This is a genomic window from Arcticibacterium sp. (assembly GCF_055134445.1).
This window is the reverse complement of the sequence record NZ_JBSRVI010000083.1, coordinates 134,399-153,094: the sequence shown is the minus strand read 5'-3', so window position 1 is coordinate 153,094 and position 18,696 is coordinate 134,399. Positions and strand designations below refer to the sequence as shown.

General features: G+C 37.8%; 18 protein-coding genes and 1 riboswitch. Of the genes, 10 read left to right on the top strand and 8 right to left on the bottom strand.

The genetic code is table 11. The features are described from left to right. Window positions 1-126 precede the first annotated feature (126 nt). Together ACTBZY_RS11150 and ACTBZY_RS11145 are read left to right on the top strand one after the other, a co-directional pair. Window positions 127-315, top strand: a complete 189-nt coding sequence (locus tag ACTBZY_RS11150) for a hypothetical protein (RefSeq protein ID WP_463046419.1) — start codon at window positions 127-129, stop codon at window positions 313-315. Then, a complete protein-coding gene (locus ACTBZY_RS11145; protein WP_463046418.1) occupies window positions 315-1,694 on the top strand; it encodes a c-type cytochrome domain-containing protein in 1,380 nt (459 codons plus the stop codon). Before ACTBZY_RS11150 ends, ACTBZY_RS11145 begins: the two co-directional genes overlap by 1 nt. A 58-nt stretch (window positions 1,695-1,752) precedes the next feature. On the opposite strand, the gene ACTBZY_RS11140 is transcribed toward ACTBZY_RS11145, so the two are convergent. After that, the gene (locus ACTBZY_RS11140; RefSeq protein WP_463046417.1) at window positions 1,753-3,423 is read right to left on the bottom strand and encodes a RagB/SusD family nutrient uptake outer membrane protein; all 1,671 of its coding nucleotides are present in this window, start codon (window positions 3,421-3,423) and stop codon (window positions 1,753-1,755) included. A gap of 11 nt (window positions 3,424-3,434) precedes the next feature. Continuing rightward, on the bottom strand, window positions 3,435-6,566 hold the full coding sequence (locus tag ACTBZY_RS11135; protein WP_463046416.1) for a SusC/RagA family TonB-linked outer membrane protein: 3,132 nt from the start codon (window positions 6,564-6,566) through the stop codon (window positions 3,435-3,437). 154 nt (window positions 6,567-6,720) lie between these two features. On the opposite strand from ACTBZY_RS11135, the gene ACTBZY_RS11130 reads away from it, so the two are divergent. The 4 genes from ACTBZY_RS11130 (at window position 6,721) to ACTBZY_RS11115 (ending at window position 10,091) form a co-directional block, all read left to right on the top strand. Continuing rightward, window positions 6,721-6,864 carry a hypothetical protein gene (locus ACTBZY_RS11130; RefSeq protein ID WP_463046415.1) on the top strand — a complete coding sequence of 48 codons (144 nt, stop codon included), beginning with the start codon at window positions 6,721-6,723 and terminating at the stop codon, window positions 6,862-6,864. Between the two features lie 94 nt (window positions 6,865-6,958). Further along, a complete protein-coding gene (locus tag ACTBZY_RS11125) occupies window positions 6,959-7,585 on the top strand; it encodes a class I SAM-dependent methyltransferase (RefSeq protein WP_463046414.1) in 627 nt (208 codons plus the stop codon). A gap of 137 nt (window positions 7,586-7,722) precedes the next feature. Continuing rightward, window positions 7,723-9,342: an ABC-F family ATP-binding cassette domain-containing protein gene (locus tag ACTBZY_RS11120; protein ID WP_463046413.1), complete on the top strand. Its 1,620-nt coding sequence runs from the start codon at window positions 7,723-7,725 to the stop codon at window positions 9,340-9,342. 227 nt (window positions 9,343-9,569) lie between these two features. Continuing rightward, window positions 9,570-10,091, top strand: a complete 522-nt coding sequence (locus ACTBZY_RS11115) for a hypothetical protein (RefSeq protein WP_463046412.1) — start codon at window positions 9,570-9,572, stop codon at window positions 10,089-10,091. Between the two features lie 90 nt (window positions 10,092-10,181). Here the strand turns inward: ACTBZY_RS11115 and ACTBZY_RS11110 are convergent, their stop codons facing one another. After that, the gene (locus ACTBZY_RS11110; protein WP_463046411.1) at window positions 10,182-11,153 is read right to left on the bottom strand and encodes a polyprenyl synthetase family protein; all 972 of its coding nucleotides are present in this window, start codon (window positions 11,151-11,153) and stop codon (window positions 10,182-10,184) included. Then, complete coding sequence (locus ACTBZY_RS11105; RefSeq protein ID WP_463046410.1) at window positions 11,154-12,491, bottom strand: APC family permease; 1,338 nt, start codon at window positions 12,489-12,491, stop codon at window positions 11,154-11,156. It abuts the gene before it with no gap. A gap of 45 nt (window positions 12,492-12,536) precedes the next feature. Here ACTBZY_RS11105 and crcB point away from each other — a divergent pair, with 45 nt between their 5' ends. Further along, window positions 12,537-12,899, top strand: coding sequence for a fluoride efflux transporter CrcB (gene crcB / locus ACTBZY_RS11100; RefSeq protein ID WP_463046409.1), 363 nt, complete (start codon window positions 12,537-12,539; stop codon window positions 12,897-12,899). Window positions 12,900-12,907: 8 nt separating this feature from the next. Here the strand turns inward: crcB and ACTBZY_RS11095 are convergent, their stop codons facing one another. The 4 genes from ACTBZY_RS11095 to ACTBZY_RS11080 form a co-directional block, all read right to left on the bottom strand. After that, complete coding sequence (locus ACTBZY_RS11095; RefSeq protein WP_463046408.1) at window positions 12,908-13,381, bottom strand: hypothetical protein; 474 nt, start codon at window positions 13,379-13,381, stop codon at window positions 12,908-12,910. Next, the gene (locus ACTBZY_RS11090) at window positions 13,365-14,069 is read right to left on the bottom strand and encodes a hypothetical protein (protein WP_463046407.1); all 705 of its coding nucleotides are present in this window, start codon (window positions 14,067-14,069) and stop codon (window positions 13,365-13,367) included. Before ACTBZY_RS11090 ends, ACTBZY_RS11095 begins: the two co-directional genes overlap by 17 nt. A 5-nt stretch (window positions 14,070-14,074) precedes the next feature. Beyond that, the gene (locus tag ACTBZY_RS11085) at window positions 14,075-14,869 is read right to left on the bottom strand and encodes a TIGR04255 family protein (protein WP_463046406.1); all 795 of its coding nucleotides are present in this window, start codon (window positions 14,867-14,869) and stop codon (window positions 14,075-14,077) included. Between the two features lie 83 nt (window positions 14,870-14,952). After that, on the bottom strand, window positions 14,953-17,181 hold the full coding sequence (locus tag ACTBZY_RS11080; protein ID WP_463046405.1) for a TonB-dependent receptor: 2,229 nt from the start codon (window positions 17,179-17,181) through the stop codon (window positions 14,953-14,955). A gap of 97 nt (window positions 17,182-17,278) precedes the next feature. After that, window positions 17,279-17,378: riboswitch (TPP riboswitch) on the bottom strand. A 115-nt stretch (window positions 17,379-17,493) separates the two neighbouring features. Between ACTBZY_RS11080 and ACTBZY_RS11075 the strand changes: the two genes are divergently transcribed. From ACTBZY_RS11075 to ACTBZY_RS11065, 3 genes are read left to right on the top strand one after another with little or no spacing between them, the layout of a single operon-like run. Beyond that, complete coding sequence (locus ACTBZY_RS11075; protein WP_463046404.1) at window positions 17,494-17,790, top strand: hypothetical protein; 297 nt, start codon at window positions 17,494-17,496, stop codon at window positions 17,788-17,790. Between the two features lie 2 nt (window positions 17,791-17,792). Beyond that, window positions 17,793-18,143: a guanyl-specific ribonuclease gene (locus ACTBZY_RS11070; RefSeq protein WP_463046403.1), complete on the top strand. Its 351-nt coding sequence runs from the start codon at window positions 17,793-17,795 to the stop codon at window positions 18,141-18,143. 51 nt (window positions 18,144-18,194) lie between these two features. Next, window positions 18,195-18,644: a barstar family protein gene (locus tag ACTBZY_RS11065; protein ID WP_463046402.1), complete on the top strand. Its 450-nt coding sequence runs from the start codon at window positions 18,195-18,197 to the stop codon at window positions 18,642-18,644. The last annotated feature ends 52 nt before the right edge of the window (window positions 18,645-18,696 follow it).

The following is an 18,696-nucleotide window of genomic DNA, read 5'->3' as shown; positions in this document are numbered from 1 at the left end:
AACTTGTACTGTCAAATTTATTTTGACTGACTACTTGTAAATGTTTTATGTAATTCAAATTTGACTGTATTTCAGAAAGTATTTTGATTCAAAGGAATTTAAATTTAATAGAGGTAGCCATTTCATATGAAGAAAAACATAAATTATAGCGAAAAGGGATTCTTAGAAAACGATACTAAAAATACTCTTTCCACAGAATATAAATTAATGATAAATGACCTACTTGAAAAGCATAGAAAAGGCAATTTAGAATATTTTAGTGAAGAGATGTTTCGCATAAAAACAACCCGTAAAACAACATTTTTAAAATCTTAATGAGTCAGTTTTTTGGTCAATTTCACCCGCTCATTCTCCATTTGCCTATCGGAATATGGACTATTGCGTATTTATTTAAATGGATTTCTCTGAAAAAAGAGGAATCCGTTTATGAGAAAGCTTTACCTGTTTTACTTCTTGTCATTTTTGTCAGTTCTTTTTTCACGTCGCTTAGTGGCTATCTTTTGTCGCTCTCTGGAGCTTATGAAGAGGAACTTGTTAATAATCATAAACTAGCAGGAATAGCCCTTACTGTTATTTCGGGCATGCTTTTCTGGCTTATTAAAAAGGATTTCTCTCTAAAGTTTCAGCATGGACTTTGGATAGCCTCTGCTCCTATACTTTTTATAACGGGACATTGGGGCGGCAGCCTTACCCACGGTGAAGACTACCTTAGTTTTAGCAATAAAATCTATGAAAAACCCATCATAGAAAACGTGGACGAGGCTTTGGTTTATACGGATATCATAGAACCCATTTTTGCAGAAAAATGCTGGGCCTGCCATGCTGCAAAAAAACAAAAAGGCGAGCTTAGGCTTGATGGCGAAAAATGGATAATGGAAGGTGGCGAATCTGGCGACTTATTTATCCCCCATAAAAGTGCAGAAAGTGACCTTTTCCAAAGACTGGTCATGGATACAAATGACGACGACCACATGCCGCCTTCTAGAAAACCTCAACTCAGCGAAGACCAAATTAAGCTGGTGGCTTGGTGGATAGATGCTGGTGTTGATTTTAATAAAAAAGTAAAAGAACTAGACCAAAGTCCGGAAATCAAATCCATCTTAAAACGTCTGGAACATCAGGAAGAAAAAAAGATGGTGTCTGATATGCCCACTGAGAAAATAGAGGCCGCTAATGTTGAGGTCATTGAAAGGTTAAAGGCAAGCCGAATCACAATAGTGCCCGTGGCACAGAACTCAAATTACCTTACAATCAATTTACTAGGAAAGACTTTAGAAGATAGTGTTTGGCAAAGCTTAGAAAGTATTTCTGAAAACATAGTTTCTTTAAAAGCAGATAGAACCAATTTTAATCCAGCCAAGTGGAAGATCTTAGTCAGTTTTAAAAACCTGAGAATCTTAGACATAAGCAGCTCTAATGTAGACAATGATGCTCTGCAAAACATAGCTCACCTATCAGAACTTCGGGTTCTCAACTTAACCAATAATAAAATTTCGACCACTGGTCTAGACCATCTTAAGGTCTTGCAAAAGCTTAGAAGTCTGTACCTATTCCGCACCGAAATTGACCTTGATAAATGGGACAGCATAAAGACTTTGTTTCCCAATACGGTTTTGGATTCAGGGAATTATCTAGTCCCTACGTTAAGGTCGGATTCCACTATTTTTCGTTTGGAAGATTTGGTAAAACAATAGAAAAGAAAAAAGGCCAACCGATTATCAGTTGACCTTTCCTTCCTACTCTTAAAAGCGTTTAGTAGTTGTCGTTTTGAACTACCTCTTTATCTTTTACATTATCTAAATACTCCTGAGGAATTGGGAAATACTCGTTTTTCCCTTGAATGAAGTTCGCATTGGTTAAATGGGTTCTTCTAGTTTTCTCTACGGCTAAATAGTCATTAATAACCTTATCTGCCACACCCCAACGAACCAAGTTAAAGAATCGGTGGCCTTCCATGGCTAACTCTAATCTACTTTCTGTTCTTACTGCTTCTCTAGCCGAAGCTGCACTCGTCCAGGCGGCCTCATAAGTAGCAATGGCATACTTTCCAGCATCTTGCGTACCATCTAAAGTTTTAACATAAGTAGAGTTTTTAGCTCTTGTACGAATCTGGTTTACCAAAGTTCTTGCTTCTTCTAATTTACCTAATTCTACCGCTGCCTCTGCTTTCCATAAAATCACTTCCGCATATCTGATGACGTAGTAATTCATGGCGTTTACATATGGCCAAGTTAATGTATGAAAAGGCGATTTGGCAGAGACAATTCTCTTCTTAGGAGCAAATGGCCCATAAGTTGACAGGTCGCGAGCCCAGCTCTCTTCGTAAATAACACCCAAATCTTTGTACGGAATACCTGGACGACCTACGGTAACATCCAATCTTGGATCTACCACATCTGCGTTCGTTAGGTTGGTATTACTTTCCATTGGAAGACCCGTTGCACTTACTTTAAAGGCATTCACAAGGTTCTGAGATGGTCTATGGAAACCATATTGCGAATAAAAAGGACCTCCTGGAGCTGTTAAACGGTCACCAATACTGCCGTTATAGTTACTTGGCTGGCCATCTAAAACAGAATATTGTACCGCAAAAATAACCTCTTCGCTGTTGTCGTTTTCAGGAAGAAACACACTTTGAAAGTCTGGTAATAAAGCATGGTTACCCGCCATTACTTCCGAACTCAAATCATACACCTGCTGCCACTTCTTTTGAAACAAAGCCGTTTTAGCCAAATATGCTCTTGCCGCCGTTTTTGTTGGTCTTCCACGGTCTACTTGTGTTTCTGGCAATCCACTAATGGCCAACTCAAAATCCTTCTCAATCTTACCCCAAAGCTCTTCTGAAGTAAATTCTACATTAGACTTAGCGTAGTCTTCTGCTGTTTCTGCGGTCTCGTCTATATAAGGAATTTTGTTATATATTTTCTTAAGTTCAAAGTAAAAGTGGCCGCGTAAAAAATGTAACTCTGCTTCACGTTTAGCTTTTAAAGTGGCGTCAAAATCTTCTGTGTTTTTAAGCAACTTCATGGCCTCATTGGTACGCTTTACGCCTTCATATAAAGCCATCCATTTACGCTTGATGTCAATGGTGGTAGCGGCAGTATTAAAGATTTCCATCTGGTGAATGTTGTTTTGGTCACCAGTACCTCCGCCACCTTTGTAGCTGTCGTCAGACACCACATCTCCAAAGCTCCAGTTAGAAGCAGGAGAGTTATAAGCATTACTTGACCCATCTATCTGGCCGTTAAGAACACTATAAGCAGAAATGATGGCACGCTCTATGTTCTCAGGTTTTGTAATTTCTGATGGAGAAACTTCTCCGTAAGGCACTTCTGTCAAGAAATCTTCGCTACATGAAATACTCATGACAGCCAAAGAAAAAAGACCTGCGGTTTTTATTAAGTTCTTTATTTTAAAATTCATTTTTCTGTTTATTAGAAGTTCAAATTAACACCTAGCATGATGGTTCTTGATGGAGGATAAAGACCTCTGTCTACACCGATATCCAAGTTTCTATTGCTAGAAGAATAACTCTGAAGACCAATCTGAGGATTAAGTCCTGAGTATTTTGTAATGGTAAACACATTACTCACTTGGGTATAAACCCTAAGGCTTGTGCCTTTTTGTTTCAATGCCGAAATTGTGTATCCTAGTTGAAGATTATTAAGTTTTAGATAAGAACCGTCTTCTAGGAAATAAGAAGAAGGTCTGATGTTATTATTGGCATCATCCAAAGAAAGTCTTGGAATAGTAGCATCCACATTACTTTCTGTCCATGCATTCAAAACACTTACATCTTTGTTATAAGCTGCTTGGTTAAAAAACTCGCTGTTAAACTTCGTCAAATTATAGATGTCGTTGCCCAAGCTTGCATTGAAGAAAAGCCCTAAGTCAAAATCCTTGTAATTGAAGTTTAGGTTTAAACCCATTAGCAGAGAAGGATGAGGCGAGCCAATGTAAGTTCTGTCATTATCATCTAAAACGCCATCATTGTTGACGTCTTTGAAACGGATATCACCAGGAACGGCATTGGGCTGAATACCATGGCTTTCTACCTCACCCACATTTCTAAAAAGGCCATCTGCTTCATAACCAAAGAACGAACCAATAGGCTGACCCACGGTACTTCTTGTAACCTCTTGGTCAAAGTTTACAGCGTGTAGGGCCGAACTAGGAATACCTAAATAAGTAACATTATTAAGCTCTGTCAATTCATTTTTCAAGCCTGTCAAGTTAAAGCCAACACGGTAACCTAGTTCATTTATTTGGTCGGCATAGCTCAAATCTATTTCCACACCATGGTTTCTCATTTTACCATCGTTAATCCACTGGCCGTCGTTGGTTCCACCATAAGTCAAAGGCACAGAGTTATAAACCAAAATGTCTTTGGTTACTTTATCGAAGTAATCTGCCGTGATACTCAACTTGTCATTAAAGAAACCCAAGTCAACACCGATAGAAAGTTGATTCGTCGTTTCCCATTTTAAATTAGGGTTTGGAACTCTGGACTGCGTCAAACCTGGATAAACCGAGCCTTGAGAACCGTCAATAGCGTAATTTGAATTGGCGTTATTATTTGTATAACTATCTACCGTAGCATAAGAGGAAATACTCTGGTTACCTGTTTGTCCCCAGCTACCTCTTAATAAGAACGAAGTTAACGTGTTTCCAAAGTCAAAAAAGGCTTCTCTATCCAATCTCCAACCCGCAGAAAAAGCAGGGAAAGTGCCATACTTATTATTGGCCAATCTTGAAGTACCGTCTCTTCTTACCGTTGCACTAAAAAGATACTTCAAATCATAGTTATAATTAACCCTTCCGAAATAAGAATTAAGAGCCCAGCCATTGGCAGAACCTGAGTTCAACTGATTTTCAGAACCAAAAGAAAGATACTTGAAACTATCATCTTCATAAGCGAAAGTACTTCTAGAGGCAGAAAAGCTTTCTCCATAATATTTAATGGCCTCTTGACCTAATAAGACGTCAAAGTTATGCTTTCCGAAACTATTATTATATGTCAAGGTATTAGAGAACGTCGACTGATAATTAAAGCTATTTGAGGTACTTAAAGAGTTGGTGGCGTTGCTTGCCAAAATCTCATCATAAATTGGAGAGAAACTTCTGATATTATAATTCTGAAAATCAAGACCAATGACAGATTTGAAAACAAAGTTGTCAACGTTTACACTGGCAAAAGCACTACCAAGAGCCTGAATTCTTTTTTGATTGTTTCCTTTCCCTCTGTCCAAAGAACCTAATGGGTTTCCAATATCGTTCAATGGGTTTCCAGCAAATTCACCGTTGGTATTCTTAACAGGAACGATAGAAGGAAATTTGTATGCATTGTAAATAATGCTACCCAAAGCAGAATTTGTGTTTACAGAAACTTGGTCTCTATAAGATAAACCTAAGTTCTCTCCAATAGTTAAGAAGTTTGTCAGCTTGTAAGTTGAGTTGAATCTTGCCGAGTAACGCTCAAAACCAGTATTCCTAATAATACCTTCTTGGTTAAAGTATCCAAGACTCAAAGAGTTTTGAACTTTCTTCCCACCTTTTGAAAGCGTAAGGTTATAAGAATTAATTGGAGCCGTTTGCATTATTTCTTTCACCCAGTCCGTATCTGCACTAGGGATAGTTTGTGCCGCATCTAAGAAAGCCGGTATCGTCGGATGGTTTGGGTCATTGCCATAAATATCGCTGGCAGGAACTTGACCGTCATTTTTAGTCGCTTGCCATAAAGCGTCACCATATTCCTGTGCGTTCAGCATTCTTGGCTGGTTAAATGGTGCCTGTACACCAGAATAGGCATCTAAGCTCACATTGAATACGTCTTTTGTTCCGCCAGTTTTAGTGGTAATTATCACCACACCATTTGCCGCTCTAGAGCCATAAACAGATGCAGAAGCCGCATCCTTTAATACTTGCATGGTAGCGATATCCGTTGGATTAATGCTATTCATGCCATTAGATACAGGAAGTCCATCCACTATCACCAATGGGTCGTTATCATTAATGGTACTGAAACCCCTTACTCTTAAAGATGTTCCGCCACCAGGAATGTTATCACTCATCACCTGCACACCAGGCAGTCTACCATCCAACATTTCTACAACATTAGATTTTGGCAAAGACTTGATCTCGTCGGGGTCAATAGAAGCTACGGCCGCCGTAATGTTTCTTCTACGCTCCGTTCCATAACCAATCACCACCATTTCTTCTAGGGCCGTGGCGTTAGGCACTAATTGTACTTTGATGTCCGATTGGTTCCCTACCAGTACCTCCTGGTTAAAATAACCTACAAAAGAGAAAACCAAAACGGCATTCTCGTTTTGAACATTTAAGGAAAATGCACCGTCTCCATCAGAAATAGTTCCGATAGCAGAACCCTTTATCACAATAGATACTCCTGGAAGAGGTGAACCCGTTTCGTCGTTTACTGTTCCCATAACTTGGCGAACATTCTCATTAATCGATGTGCTTGCAAATGAGTTTTGTTGAATAAACAAAGAACTCAAAAACAAAAAACCAACGATGTATTTCAATTTCAAATAATAGTTTTTTAGCATAAGTTTAAATGTAGTATAAGTGATCGGTTTGAAGCCGCAAAAGAACGAATCTCATGTTACGTCTTTGTTGACTCTAGGTTAAGCAATGGTTAAGTTTTGCCCGAAAACTGCTGCATTCTAAGAATGCTCCTATCCTATCATTTTATAGTAACAAATGCCCCCTTTTTGCCTCAAAAGTACTTTTGGTGATTTTGGCCAAGCTCTTTCTTACCCTGCCAAATTAGAAATATACGACATAAATGCACTTCGATATCATCACGTCCTCAATGGTTTAAAACAGAAAATACATGCTTCTTAAATCCATTTAACAGGGCTCAAAATATGCTTAAATAGTATCAGTTTTCTAAAAGCACAAAAAGTCCTAATTTTGATTTTCATATCCATATATACACATGTTAAGAGATTTCATCAAGGACTGTTTTCATTTACTTCCAGAGCAAATTCAACATGCCTTCAGAAAAAGGCAGTTCGATAGTTGGGCCAGAAATAGTCAGCCAATACCGCCACCGCAAGTGGTAAAGCTTTTCAAAATTCATGAGCTCCAGAAAGCATACCATTGCGATACTTTCATAGAGACAGGGACTTATAAAGGAGATATGGTTTTTGCCCTAAAGAGTTATTTCAAAAACCTCATTAGCGTGGAGCTGTCTCCCCTATATTATAAAAAGGCGGTTAATAAATTTAAAAACGAAACAAACGTCCACTTGCATTTTGGTGATAGTGGAGAACTGATGCCAGAGATAATTGACAAACTGAAAGGTGTAGCTCTTTTTTGGCTGGATGGACATTTTTCTTCTGGAGAAACTGCCCAAGGAGAAAAAGATTGTCCCATTTTTGGAGAACTTAGAGCCATTTTCCGCTCACCGTTTAATCATGTATTATTAATAGATGACGCAAGATATTTTAATGGCACAAACGACTACCCAACTGTTCCAGAATTAAGCGATTTCATTGAAAAACATAAGCCCGGAAGTTTCTTTGAAAACAAGCATGATTTAATTACGGTCATTATCAAATAGTTAAGTCATTTGGCTTATTTAAATTGTTCTATTTCAAGGCTAAATTGAATTAGATTCACAGGAAAAATATAAGGCTTCACTTTGCCATCAAAAAACCTTACCTTTGCAGCCGATTTCAGCAGAATAATAATACAGTTATGTTAACAGTTTCTAATATTTCTCTTCAGTTTGGTAAAAGGGTACTTTTTGACAATGTCAATCTTAAGTTTGTCCCTGGTAACGTATATGGCCTAATAGGTGCTAATGGAGCAGGTAAGTCTACTTTCGTAAAGATTCTTTCCGGCGAAATTGATGCTACCTCAGGTTCATTTAGCTTAGACCCGGGAGAAAGGATGTCGGTTTTGAGTCAGAATCAAAATGCTTTTGATGAGTATCCTGTTTTAGAAACTGTCATGCGTGGCAACGAACGTCTTATAGAGGTGATGCATGAGAAAGATGCCATCTATATGAAGGAAGATTTCACAGAAGATGACGGAAACCGTGCAGCCGACTTAGAGGCAGAATTCGCTGAAATGAATGGTTGGGAAGCCGAATCAGACGCCGCTTCTTTACTTTCAGGTCTTGGTGTAAAAGAGCAGTATCACCATACATTGATGGCCGATTTGAATTTATCTGAAAAGGTGAAAGTTCTTTTGGCTCAAGCACTTTTTGGTAATCCTGATGTTCTCTTATTAGATGAGCCTACCAACAACTTGGACATTGAGTCTATCTTATGGCTTGAGAACTTCTTGATGAACTTCAAGAACACCGTAATAGTGGTTTCTCACGATAGACACTTTTTAGATAACGTTTGTACTTACATCGCCGATTTAGATTTCAAGAAAATCAATCTTTACGGTGGTAACTATACCTTCTGGTATGAGTCTAGCCAATTAGCTGCACGTCAGCGTACCGACCAGAACAAAAAAGCAGAAGAGAAAAAGAAAGAGTTGGAAGACTTTATTCGTCGTTTCTCTGCCAACGTAGCCAAGTCTAAGCAGGCCACGGCTCGTCAGAAAATGATTGACAAACTAGACATCACGGCCATTCAGCCATCTTCGAGAAGATACCCTTATATTGGTTTTAAACCAGAAAGAGAAGTGGGAGATCAGATGCTAATGGTGGAAGACTTAAGCTTCAAAAACGACGAAGGCGAGTATCTTTTCAAAGACCTTTCTTTCCAAGTGATGAAAAAAGACAAGATTGCTTTCTTAAGCAAAGACGGTCTGGCTGTTTCTGCCTTTTTTGACATCTTGATGGGTAAGAAACAACCGACTTCTGGTTCATTCAAATGGGGTGTAACCATTACGAAAGACTACCTGCCTAACGACAATACCGAGTATTTCTCAGATCCAGACTTGAACTTGGTAGACTGGCTTCGTCAGTACTCTGAAGATAAAGACGAGACTTTTGTAAGAAGTTTCTTAGGAAGAATGCTTTTTGCAGGGGAAGAAGCCTTGAAAAAATGTACGGTTCTTTCTGGAGGAGAAAAGCAGCGTTGTATGTTCTCAAAAATGATGCTTTCTAACTCGAACGTTTTATTATTTGACGAACCTACCAACCACCTTGACTTGGAGTCTATTCAAGCTCTGAACAAAGGAATGGAAGAGTATGATAGCAATATCCTTTTCACTTGCCATGATCATCAATTAACACACTCGGTAGCCAATAGGGTTATAGAGTTAACGCCAAATGGCTGTTTAGATAAATTAATGAGCTTTGACGAATATCTTACAGATGCCACAGTTAAGAAGCAAAGAGCTGAGCTTTACGCTTAGAAATTACAACAATTCCAATATGAATCAAAAAGCCCTGCCTTCGGTGGGGCTTTTTATGTGACATACTCACCACAAATACTCCTACCTAATTTTCTAAATAGTATTAAGTAATATTTTTTACCCTATTTTGATATCCCAACCTATTTTAACTCTTTTAGAAAGTTATCATAAACCTCAAAGTAGTATTCTCACATCAATATTAGTTCAGATTGTTATTAACCCCATATATGAATAGTTTAGAAAACCAGACACTAGCACGAATTGGCAAGATTTTATTGCTTTTGCAAAACTTAGAATTCCTTATTCAGGGTTGTGTTTCCTTTGTAGATAAAAGCAAAATTTCTAAATTTAAGAAATTCAAACATCTTACTCCAGAGGTAATGGTATCAATTAAACCTGAAGATAAGTCTAAAAGAAGACAAACCTTGGGCGAACTATTTGAAGTTCTAAAAAGGGACATTGATTTAGGGGAGTTTGAAGGTCTAGATAATTTTTTACAAGACAGAAACACCTTTATTCATCATCTTAGCAGGGAATGCATAAATTCAAAGGCTAGTGTAAATCTTGATGATTTCTTAACACGAATAGAAAATGATTTAGAAAAATGGGATAAGATATTCAAGGGATTCTTAAACCTAATAGGTAAATATTTGTACGCACATCAAAAAAATATTCCTAGCCATCAAAAAGAAATGTTCGATCAAAGAATAAAACATTATGAAAAATACGAAGCTCTTTTTTTTTCATGAGTTTGGTTCATATAAAAATCACGAAAAGGATTGAAGGATTTAAGTGATATTCACCATTTAAGAAAATGATTTAAACTTCAAAAGTCAATCCTACCTATCCCTGGCCAATAAATACTCCCCAAACTCCCTAAGGGTAGTCTTTCTTTCTTCTGCTACAGGGAAACCATCTATGCCGTCAAAGCCCTTTTTGAAATAGGCATTCATTTCTGCTTCTGCCAATTCTTGTATGCCTAGCTTATCATATATGGCGGTAACGGCAGCTACCTTCTTCTCTGATTTAAAAACTTTCTTCGTCAGCCAATCCTTTAGTTCTGCTTCCTCTGGCTTGCCAATACTTTTTTCTATGGCCTTTAGCATGAGCCACGTTTTCTTATTCTCAATAATATCTCCTCCTACTTGCTTGCCAAACTTCTCGGGGTCGCCATACACGTCTAGCATATCGTCTTTGAGCTGAAAGCCTAATCCAAAATTCTCACCTATCTCAAATAGTTGATTGGTAATTACGACATCTTGATTTGCCGCCAAACCTCCCAACTCTAATGCAAAACCTAACAAAACTGAGGTTTTCAAACGAATCATCTCTATGTATTCTTCTTCGGTCACATCGTCACGAGTCGCAAAATTCATATCATACTGTTGACCTTCACAAACCTCGGCTGCAGTTCTATTAAACCTTTTTAAAACCGTTTTCAGTCGAGCATCTGGCACCTCTGATAACAACTCATACGCTGCCACCAACATCACATCTCCCGAAAGAATAGCCACATCTCTATTCCATTTTTCATGAACCGTAGGCTGGCCTCTCCTAATAGGAGCCTCATCCATAATATCGTCATGCATGAGTGTGAAATTATGAAAAACCTCTACCGCCAGTGCTGGCTTAGTGGCTATTTGCCAGTCTTCCTTGAAAAGGTTATACGCCATCAGCGTTAAAGCCGGACGAAGTCTTTTTCCTCCCAAATTCATCAAGTAAGAAATGGGTTCGTAAAGCTCTTTAGGCTTTTCGCCGTAGGATAAAAGAGCTACTTCGGATTGAATATGAGCAAGGAATTTATTTAACATTTAAGACTTGTTCTTAACTTTTATAAAACGATAAACAGGGTAAGTTAACGCCAAAACAATGACCGCGTATAGGCTATTTTGACTGTCGCTATATACAGCTCCCACCAAAAAAGCGATAGATAAAATAAGCATTAACCAGGGCAAGAAAGGATATAACGGCACTTTATAAGGTCTAGGTAAATTGGGTTCTTTTTTGCGAAGCATCAATAAAGAGGCAAAACCCATAGCATAGGCAAAAACAAAATAAAATGTAGCTATATCTAATAATCTACTTGAGGTTTCTTTGCCAATAAAAATCAACATGACAGAAAGTGAGCAAGTCAATAACAGAGCAAATGCCGGAGAACCACCTTTATTTACGATTTGGGCACCTTTGAAAAAGAGTCCATCTCTAGACATGGAGTATAACGTTCTAGGCGTCATCATCACTTGGGTATTCATAATTCCCATGATAGACACCAAAAGGAAGATCGTAATAACCTTACCCGACTTTTCTCCAAAAATATGAGCCATGGCATCTGCTGCGGCTAATTTAGAAACCTGCAACTCCTCCATAGGTAAAACATACAAAATGGCCAGATTTACCAACAGATAAATCACAATAATACTTATCACTCCAGAAATCATGGCCTTGGGCAAATTCTTGGTAGCATCGGTATTTTCCTCGGTAAAATATGCAGCGGTGTGCCAGCCATCAAAAGTATAGAAAATACCCTGCAATGCCGCAATAATCCCTATGAGTAGCGAACCTTCAGTCAACCTTCTGATTCCGCCTGAACTTAACTGCCCCGAATTTTCGCTTCCATATGAAAAACAAACGAGCACAAAAGCAAGAAGACCTAACCCCTTAATAACCGACATTATTTCTTGAGAACGACCACCAACGGCTGTACCAACCAAGTGAAAACCAGTAAGAATAACTAAAAAAACAATAGCGATGACAACAACATATGATTCAAGGAAAGGAAAAATAAGAGTCAGATATTCTGAGATAGTATAAGCACCAAATCCCAAAGAAGCAACCGTACCAAGCCAGCTGGTAATGCCCGTTAGAAAACCTAAATAATCTCCAAATGCACGCTGAGCGTACACATACCAAGAACCGGCTTTGGGAACAGAAACACCTAGCTCAATAGCACACAAAACGCCCAAGAAGGCATACAAGCTGACCGCTATCCATACCCCCATAATCAAAACAGGGTCTCCTAATTCAGCAGCTATCGTTCCTGGAGTTCGTAAAATACCTGTGCCGATGGTCCCACCTACGGTCACAGCAATACCAAAACCCACGCCGAGGATTTTTAGCAGTTCGTTTTGTTTAGAGCCTTTGTTTGTCAAAATTTGGAATGGTGTATCTTTGATGACAAATATCGTATAAAAACATTGGCGAAAACACTCCTTTATATCTTTTTGGGCGGAGGCTTTGGAAGCATCGCTCGTTATCTCATTGGCAAATTCAGTATAAACACTTTCGGATCAGGCTTTCCGTACGGTACCTTTTTAGCGAATATTTTGGCCAGCCTTATCTTAGGTTACCTAGCCGCCAAGTCTTTCCAATCGGAACACATATGGAAACCCATGCTGGCCATTGGCTTCTGCGGTGGTTTTAGCACATTTTCTACTTTTAGTTTTGAAACTTTTAAAATGCTTCAAAACGCCGAATATGGCAGTGCCATGATGAATGTAGGGCTTAATATGGTGGTTTGTCTGGTAGCTATTTGGGCAGGAATGATGCTGGGGAGATAAAACTCATTTTAATCTAAGCTACTACCCCAAGACTTACTGTCTGGATTGGAATCCTTATAAAGACGAGCCTTTTCGGCAAGTTGATCTAAGCGAAACTTTATTTGTGGGGGCAGTTGAACTCCTTTCACACTTTTAAACCCAATCACAATATCTGCATGGGCTGGATTATTTTCTTGAGGAGACGCCAAAACATCACCTTTGACATCTTCGCTCCTGACTTCAAACACATCCAATACTGCAAGACCGAAGTATTTATCGTTATTTCTCTTAATACGTTGAGCGTGGGATTTACAAAAATTAGCATTGGAATACTTAAGCCTTGTAACGGAAACCTCATCAATATCAGCGGGACTTCGAAATGCTGTATATTTTAAAGTATTTTCTTTTTTAGAAATATTTGCAGGGCTAAAAATTGCTCGAACAATTTTTTCGTCATCCTCAACGTGAGTAGGAAGTATAGTATTTTCAATAGAGTGCTCCAATCTCCGAAATAAGTTGTGAAAGATCTTTTTCCCGAATTTCAATATTTTCATAAAAAATGGGGGATTGGGAATTAAACTTAACGTAATACGAAAATGATAGATTACCAATTTCAACAGCAATGCGTTCATTGCTATCATTTTCAAAGTCTATGGAAACCGTACCATTTGGGTTGGGATAAATATCAGAAATTGATTCAACCATTTTATCCCCTAATATTGTAAGCACCTTTATTGCATTTGACGCTGATTCTACTTCAAGTGGAACTGCTCCATAACCATCCCAGCTATATTCTAATGCTTTAAAAGAAATAATTTTCCTTATCAAATCACTTAAACTTGGGCCATGAAAATCAGCACTTTTTATAGCCCTAGAGTATTTGGACCTAACATCTTCTATGGTAGCATGAGTAGAATAGCAATAACTATCACTTCCCACAAGTCCTCCTCCCTTTGATATATTAAAAGAAGGTGAAGCACTCAGATTACCTGCAAAAAACAAGACACAAACTGTTGCCCCCGCTGCCGAGTAAAGGGACTTTTTTGTTTTCTTCTGAGAAGGAAGATTCTCTTCAGTATCTAGATAATCTAAACGAAAAGAAGTTCCTATTGAATTGGTAATATCATATACCGCATCCAACTCGAAATTGGTGTTTACCTTAAAATTATTCAAAGAATTTTCTTTATTCATGGTAATTAACTCTTTAACATTTCCTTTGCATTTTCCGAAATTGCCCAATTAAATATATTAAAAACCTCATCATTAATTTTGTTCAATTCATCTTGCACCAAATCCAATTCAATATTAAAGTTTCTAATAACATCAATATCTAAAACGACCTGTCCTTTTCCTTTTTCCGTTTTTGAAACAATTAAACCATAAATTAAATTCAAGTAATAATTTGTAACACTATAGCTTGTGTTGTACATATGTTGAGCTACAGAGTTGCTACTTGGGAAATACGATTTATTACTTAAAATATTTTGATTTATCAAATTTGATAAAATATCAAATGGCTCTTCAGAGGTGTTCTCCACCATTTCATACTCCACCAAGTTAACTTTTCGAATCGCAACTTTTTCTAAGACATCCGCATTGCAACTTTTCAAAAAATGTAGAATCTTTTCAAGTATCTCGTGTTGACTTCTAAAATCCTTATATATATCTCCTGAAACCGTATAGGTTATCGAGTCAGTTAGACAAACTAAAACTGATTTCCCATCATTTGATTTAAATTCAAAACCTAAATTATCAGACGGTATAGATTGAACCATAGGGGTCTGATTATTGCCAGAGAACTTCAACTCAACACCCTGTTCTTTCCTCTCGCTATATCGAGGAAGAACAGAAATAAACAGTTCTTTTAAAAGTTCCTTTTGAAGAACCACCTCATTATTGCTCTTGAATTTAAATTGAAATATTACACTGCGTAAAAAATTGTGTTTATACGCTTTAGAATTTGTTCTTTCTATTTTCGGAAATCCAAACATTAATTAATAGTGAATTTTGATTCAAAAATATAGCTTTCTGTTTCAAAAAGCTATATTTTTTTCTTCTTAAGACTTTTCACGGATTACATTCTCACCTTCAAAGCCGCCAAGAAATTAGTTCCGGCCTGTGGATAAACAAAGTTTTCTGTTATTAAGCCATAATATAAATAGCTGTAAGTATAACCGTTAGATGAATACGCTGTATTGAACAAGTTATTGACCAGCAAACTCACTGTCAAATTCTTCAAACCCTTTGGCTTTAAGCTGTAATTAATTCTTAAATCATTAACGAAAAAGGCGTCCAAAGACCTTTCCTCGTTAGCGGTGTTATCCAAATATTGTTTCCCTACATATTTTGGCAATAATGCCAACTCTAATCCATCTAGAGGGGTAAAGCTCAAGCTACCTCCGGCAATCATATTTGGAGAAAAAGCAATGTCTGTGTCTTTAAACTCATTAAGAGCATCTGGCGTTTCGCCGTCGTAGCTAGGAATAAACTCTGTAAAAGACTTCACCTTATTACTACTTACTGTGGCATTGGCACTTAACAAAAACTTACTTCCCAATTGCTGTGCTACTTGTAGTTCCAAACCTGCTCTATAGCTATCTGGCACATTAATTCTTATGGCTTCACCTACATTATTGATAGCACCCGTTAGCACCAATTGGTCTTTATAAGACATGAAATAACCGTTGGCTTGAAACTGGGTATTTTTCGCCAAAAATCTATAGCCCAGCTCTATGTCTTGAAGGTTTTCAGCATTTGGCTTCGCTCTAGAAGAAAAGGTGGCATCCACGATATCTTGCCTGCTTGGCTCTTTATTACCCACCGCATAAGAAACGTACGCAGAGTTTGCTTTATCTATAGCTAGATTAAAACCCAATTTTGGATTAAAGAAACTATAATTATCGTCTGTTTTTAAACTTTGAAGTATTTCTGTGGTTCCGTCAATTTCAACACCGACATTTCTGTATTGTACATCTAAATAAGCATTAAAGCTTTCGGTGAACTGATAAAAACCCTTTCCATAAATATTGAAATCGGTCTTGATACCTGTGTTGTCATACCACCGTTGTCTGATATTTCCATTAGATGCGTATTGAGCCCAAACAACCTCCCCATAGTGGTCTCCGTAATATTTGTTCAGTCCACCGCCAAAAGAACCTGTCAATTTACCAGCACCTTCATAGTCTAAAGACCATACGCCTCCATAAAAATGATTGTTCAACCACTTCCTTTGAATCAAATCAGTTTCTTCTATCACTTCTGCTCCTACGGTTACGTTTTCTAGACCGTAATCTGCAAAGGCCCTACCATCTTTATATTGCTCATAATAACCTCTTCCATACGTATAATGCAAGGTCGGGTTGAAACGCCAGTTATTGCCCAATTTAAATGATGTCACCAATTGATAATGGTCTTGCTGATAATTATCTACTTCGTTTTCGTACTGATACCAGTTGTATCTTCTACCTCCAGCCAATAGTTCGTTTTTAAAAGCGTCGTCGTAGTAATTTCTATCAATAAAGTCTTGAAACCCTTTCTCGTCACCCTCTGCTAAGCTTTGTGGAATACCATACCACGACTGGTAGGTCTTTTCCTTTCCGGAAAAAACATTGAATCTGATGAAATTCTGTTTGTCGTAAAATCCGCCAGAGACATAGAAAGACTTTAGGTCTGAAGAAGCCCTATCTACAAAGCCATCTGACGCTATTCTAGAAAGACGTGCATCCAACACAAAATGATTATTCATCATACCTGTGGATACCATGACGTTCGTTTTTACGGTATTAAAAGAACCTAAAGAGGTGTTTATTTCAGCAAAAGGCTCTTGAGAATATTTTAAAGTACTCACATTAATACTAGCTCCAAAAGCTCCTGCACCGTTTGTGGAAGTACCCACGCCTCTTTGTAGCTGTATACTGCTTACAGATGAGCCGAAATCTGGCATATTTACCCAAAACACGCCTTGAGATTCAGAATCATTATAAGGAATGCCGTTTATGGTAACGTTCACTCTGGTGGCATCAGAGCCTCTTACTCTAATACCCGTATAACCTACCCCTGCCCCTGCGTCTGAAGTAACTACAACGGAAGGCATTTGATTGAGTAAAAAAGGGATATCCTGTCCTAGGTTTTGCTTCGCAATCGCAGCTTCACCAAGCGTGCTGTAAGCCATCCCTGTCTTTTGGCTGGCCCTTGTCGCCTTTACTACTACTTCACTTAAATCAAGCGTATCTGACTGAGCAAAAGCTAATTGCAAGGAGCAAAAAAGAAAAATTAATACGGAAGTTTGGACTACTTTTTTCAAGTTTCTACTTATTTGTACAGAGGCAAATAAGGGGTAAAAATCACCTATGATTGGTTCATTTAAATGTCCATAGACAGAGAACTTTCGGCTGAACAGCAGAAAGCTGGGCTCAAATCCCTTCGTCGGTACTAGCCGCATCAGGTTCTATGGGTATAATCTCAGCCTTTTCAAATAAAAAGGCACCCCTTTTGATAATTATCTCATAAAGGTAAACGGATTCCGAATCGTTTACGTTAATTTGTTAGTATATTAATAGTAATTGGCACACAAATTGTACAATTCTTTTAATCCGTTTAATTTAAACAAGAACCTATGGCTCAGTTCATGGTAGAGTTTGACCTTCCAATTCCGTTTCCACCTAGTTTCGTGGCTAAAATACCTATGCAAAAAATAATGGTAGACGAGCTCATGGAAGACGGCAGAATAGCTTCGTATGCTCTTTCTATAGACAGGGGAAGATTTTGGGCAATCATTAATGCAGAAAGTGACTTTGGTGTTTTAGATGTTATTAATGAATTTCCGTTGATTGAACAGATGCCTTACGTTATTACAGAACTTATGTTTAACCATGCTGGGGCTATCCACGTGCCCGGCTTCTCCTTAAATTAGGGATGCTTCGTTCATTTATTTTCATAACCCTATTTTCCTTTAGCTTTTTATCCTGTAGGTTTACAGACAATCAAAAAGAAACGGTTCCTAAGGCTGCTTATGAAACTTGGGATTATATCCAAAAAAACGATAAAGCTCCAAAGGGATATGTAGGCGGCAGACGTTTTGGCAATTATGAACAACTATTACCTAAAAAGACCGCAGACCAAAAAACATTAAGATACCGTGAGTGGTATATTTACCCTAAAAAGAAGGGGCAAAATAGAGGAGCCGAAAGACTAGTGACTAGTTCTGACGGAAATGCCTACTATACTGCGGATCACTATGTTAGTTTTACTAAATTAGAGCCTTAATTTTCTTATTTTTATAAACAATCTAAACATGAAATCTCTTTTGTTTCACTAATGAACAACCTTTTTATCACTGAAAGTCCCGAGGAATTGACTGACTATTCCTTAATAACTGTAGATGCTAAATTATGTAAGTCAATGGCTCAGTTTTATGAGACCCTAGGCGAAAAGCTACACTTCCCCGATTATTTTGAAGCCAACATGGACTCTCTAGATGAGGTCCTAAATGACCTCTCATGGATAGAAGATGAGCGTATTGTAATTTACTTCAAAAACTCCTCTGAGTTTTTAATCAATGAACGTAACGAAAAAAATGTCAAATCACTTTTAGACCTTTTTGATGTTACTTGTGAAGACTGGAAATATATGGACGTCGAAGCAGAAGAAGAAGGCTTGGTAGCTGACTCTGAAGAGGAAGAAGACTATTTTATTCCTAAAAAAGAACTTTTAATTGGATTTTCTAAGAGTGAGAGAATGGAGGATTATTTAGCAGAAATTAATTAATACCCATAAAAAAGACCTCATCTCTAAACTAGAAATGAGGTCTTTCTTTTTC

Excerpts from the sequence above, each read along its gene's own strand:
- ACTBZY_RS11110 (WP_463046411.1), bottom strand. The coding sequence starts at position 11,153 with ATGTTAAATAAATTCCTTGCTCATATTCAATCCGAAGTAGCTCTTTTA.
- ACTBZY_RS11085 (WP_463046406.1), bottom strand. The coding sequence starts at position 14,869 with ATGTTTGGATTTCCGAAAATAGAAAGAACAAATTCTAAAGCGTATAAA.
- ACTBZY_RS11090 (WP_463046407.1), bottom strand. The coding sequence starts at position 14,069 with ATGAATAAAGAAAATTCTTTGAATAATTTTAAGGTAAACACCAATTTC.
- ACTBZY_RS11120 (WP_463046413.1), top strand. The coding sequence starts at position 7,723 with ATGTTAACAGTTTCTAATATTTCTCTTCAGTTTGGTAAAAGGGTACTT.
- ACTBZY_RS11075 (WP_463046404.1), top strand. The coding sequence starts at position 17,494 with ATGGCTCAGTTCATGGTAGAGTTTGACCTTCCAATTCCGTTTCCACCT.
- ACTBZY_RS11150 (WP_463046419.1), top strand. The coding sequence starts at position 127 with ATGAAGAAAAACATAAATTATAGCGAAAAGGGATTCTTAGAAAACGAT.
- ACTBZY_RS11135 (WP_463046416.1), bottom strand. The coding sequence starts at position 6,566 with ATGCTAAAAAACTATTATTTGAAATTGAAATACATCGTTGGTTTTTTG.
- ACTBZY_RS11140 (WP_463046417.1), bottom strand. The coding sequence starts at position 3,423 with ATGAATTTTAAAATAAAGAACTTAATAAAAACCGCAGGTCTTTTTTCT.
- ACTBZY_RS11125 (WP_463046414.1), top strand. The coding sequence starts at position 6,959 with ATGTTAAGAGATTTCATCAAGGACTGTTTTCATTTACTTCCAGAGCAA.
- ACTBZY_RS11115 (WP_463046412.1), top strand. The coding sequence starts at position 9,570 with ATGAATAGTTTAGAAAACCAGACACTAGCACGAATTGGCAAGATTTTA.
- ACTBZY_RS11130 (WP_463046415.1), top strand. The coding sequence starts at position 6,721 with ATGCCCCCTTTTTGCCTCAAAAGTACTTTTGGTGATTTTGGCCAAGCT.
- ACTBZY_RS11145 (WP_463046418.1), top strand. The coding sequence starts at position 315 with ATGAGTCAGTTTTTTGGTCAATTTCACCCGCTCATTCTCCATTTGCCT.
- ACTBZY_RS11065 (WP_463046402.1), top strand. The coding sequence starts at position 18,195 with ATGAACAACCTTTTTATCACTGAAAGTCCCGAGGAATTGACTGACTAT.
- ACTBZY_RS11070 (WP_463046403.1), top strand. The coding sequence starts at position 17,793 with ATGCTTCGTTCATTTATTTTCATAACCCTATTTTCCTTTAGCTTTTTA.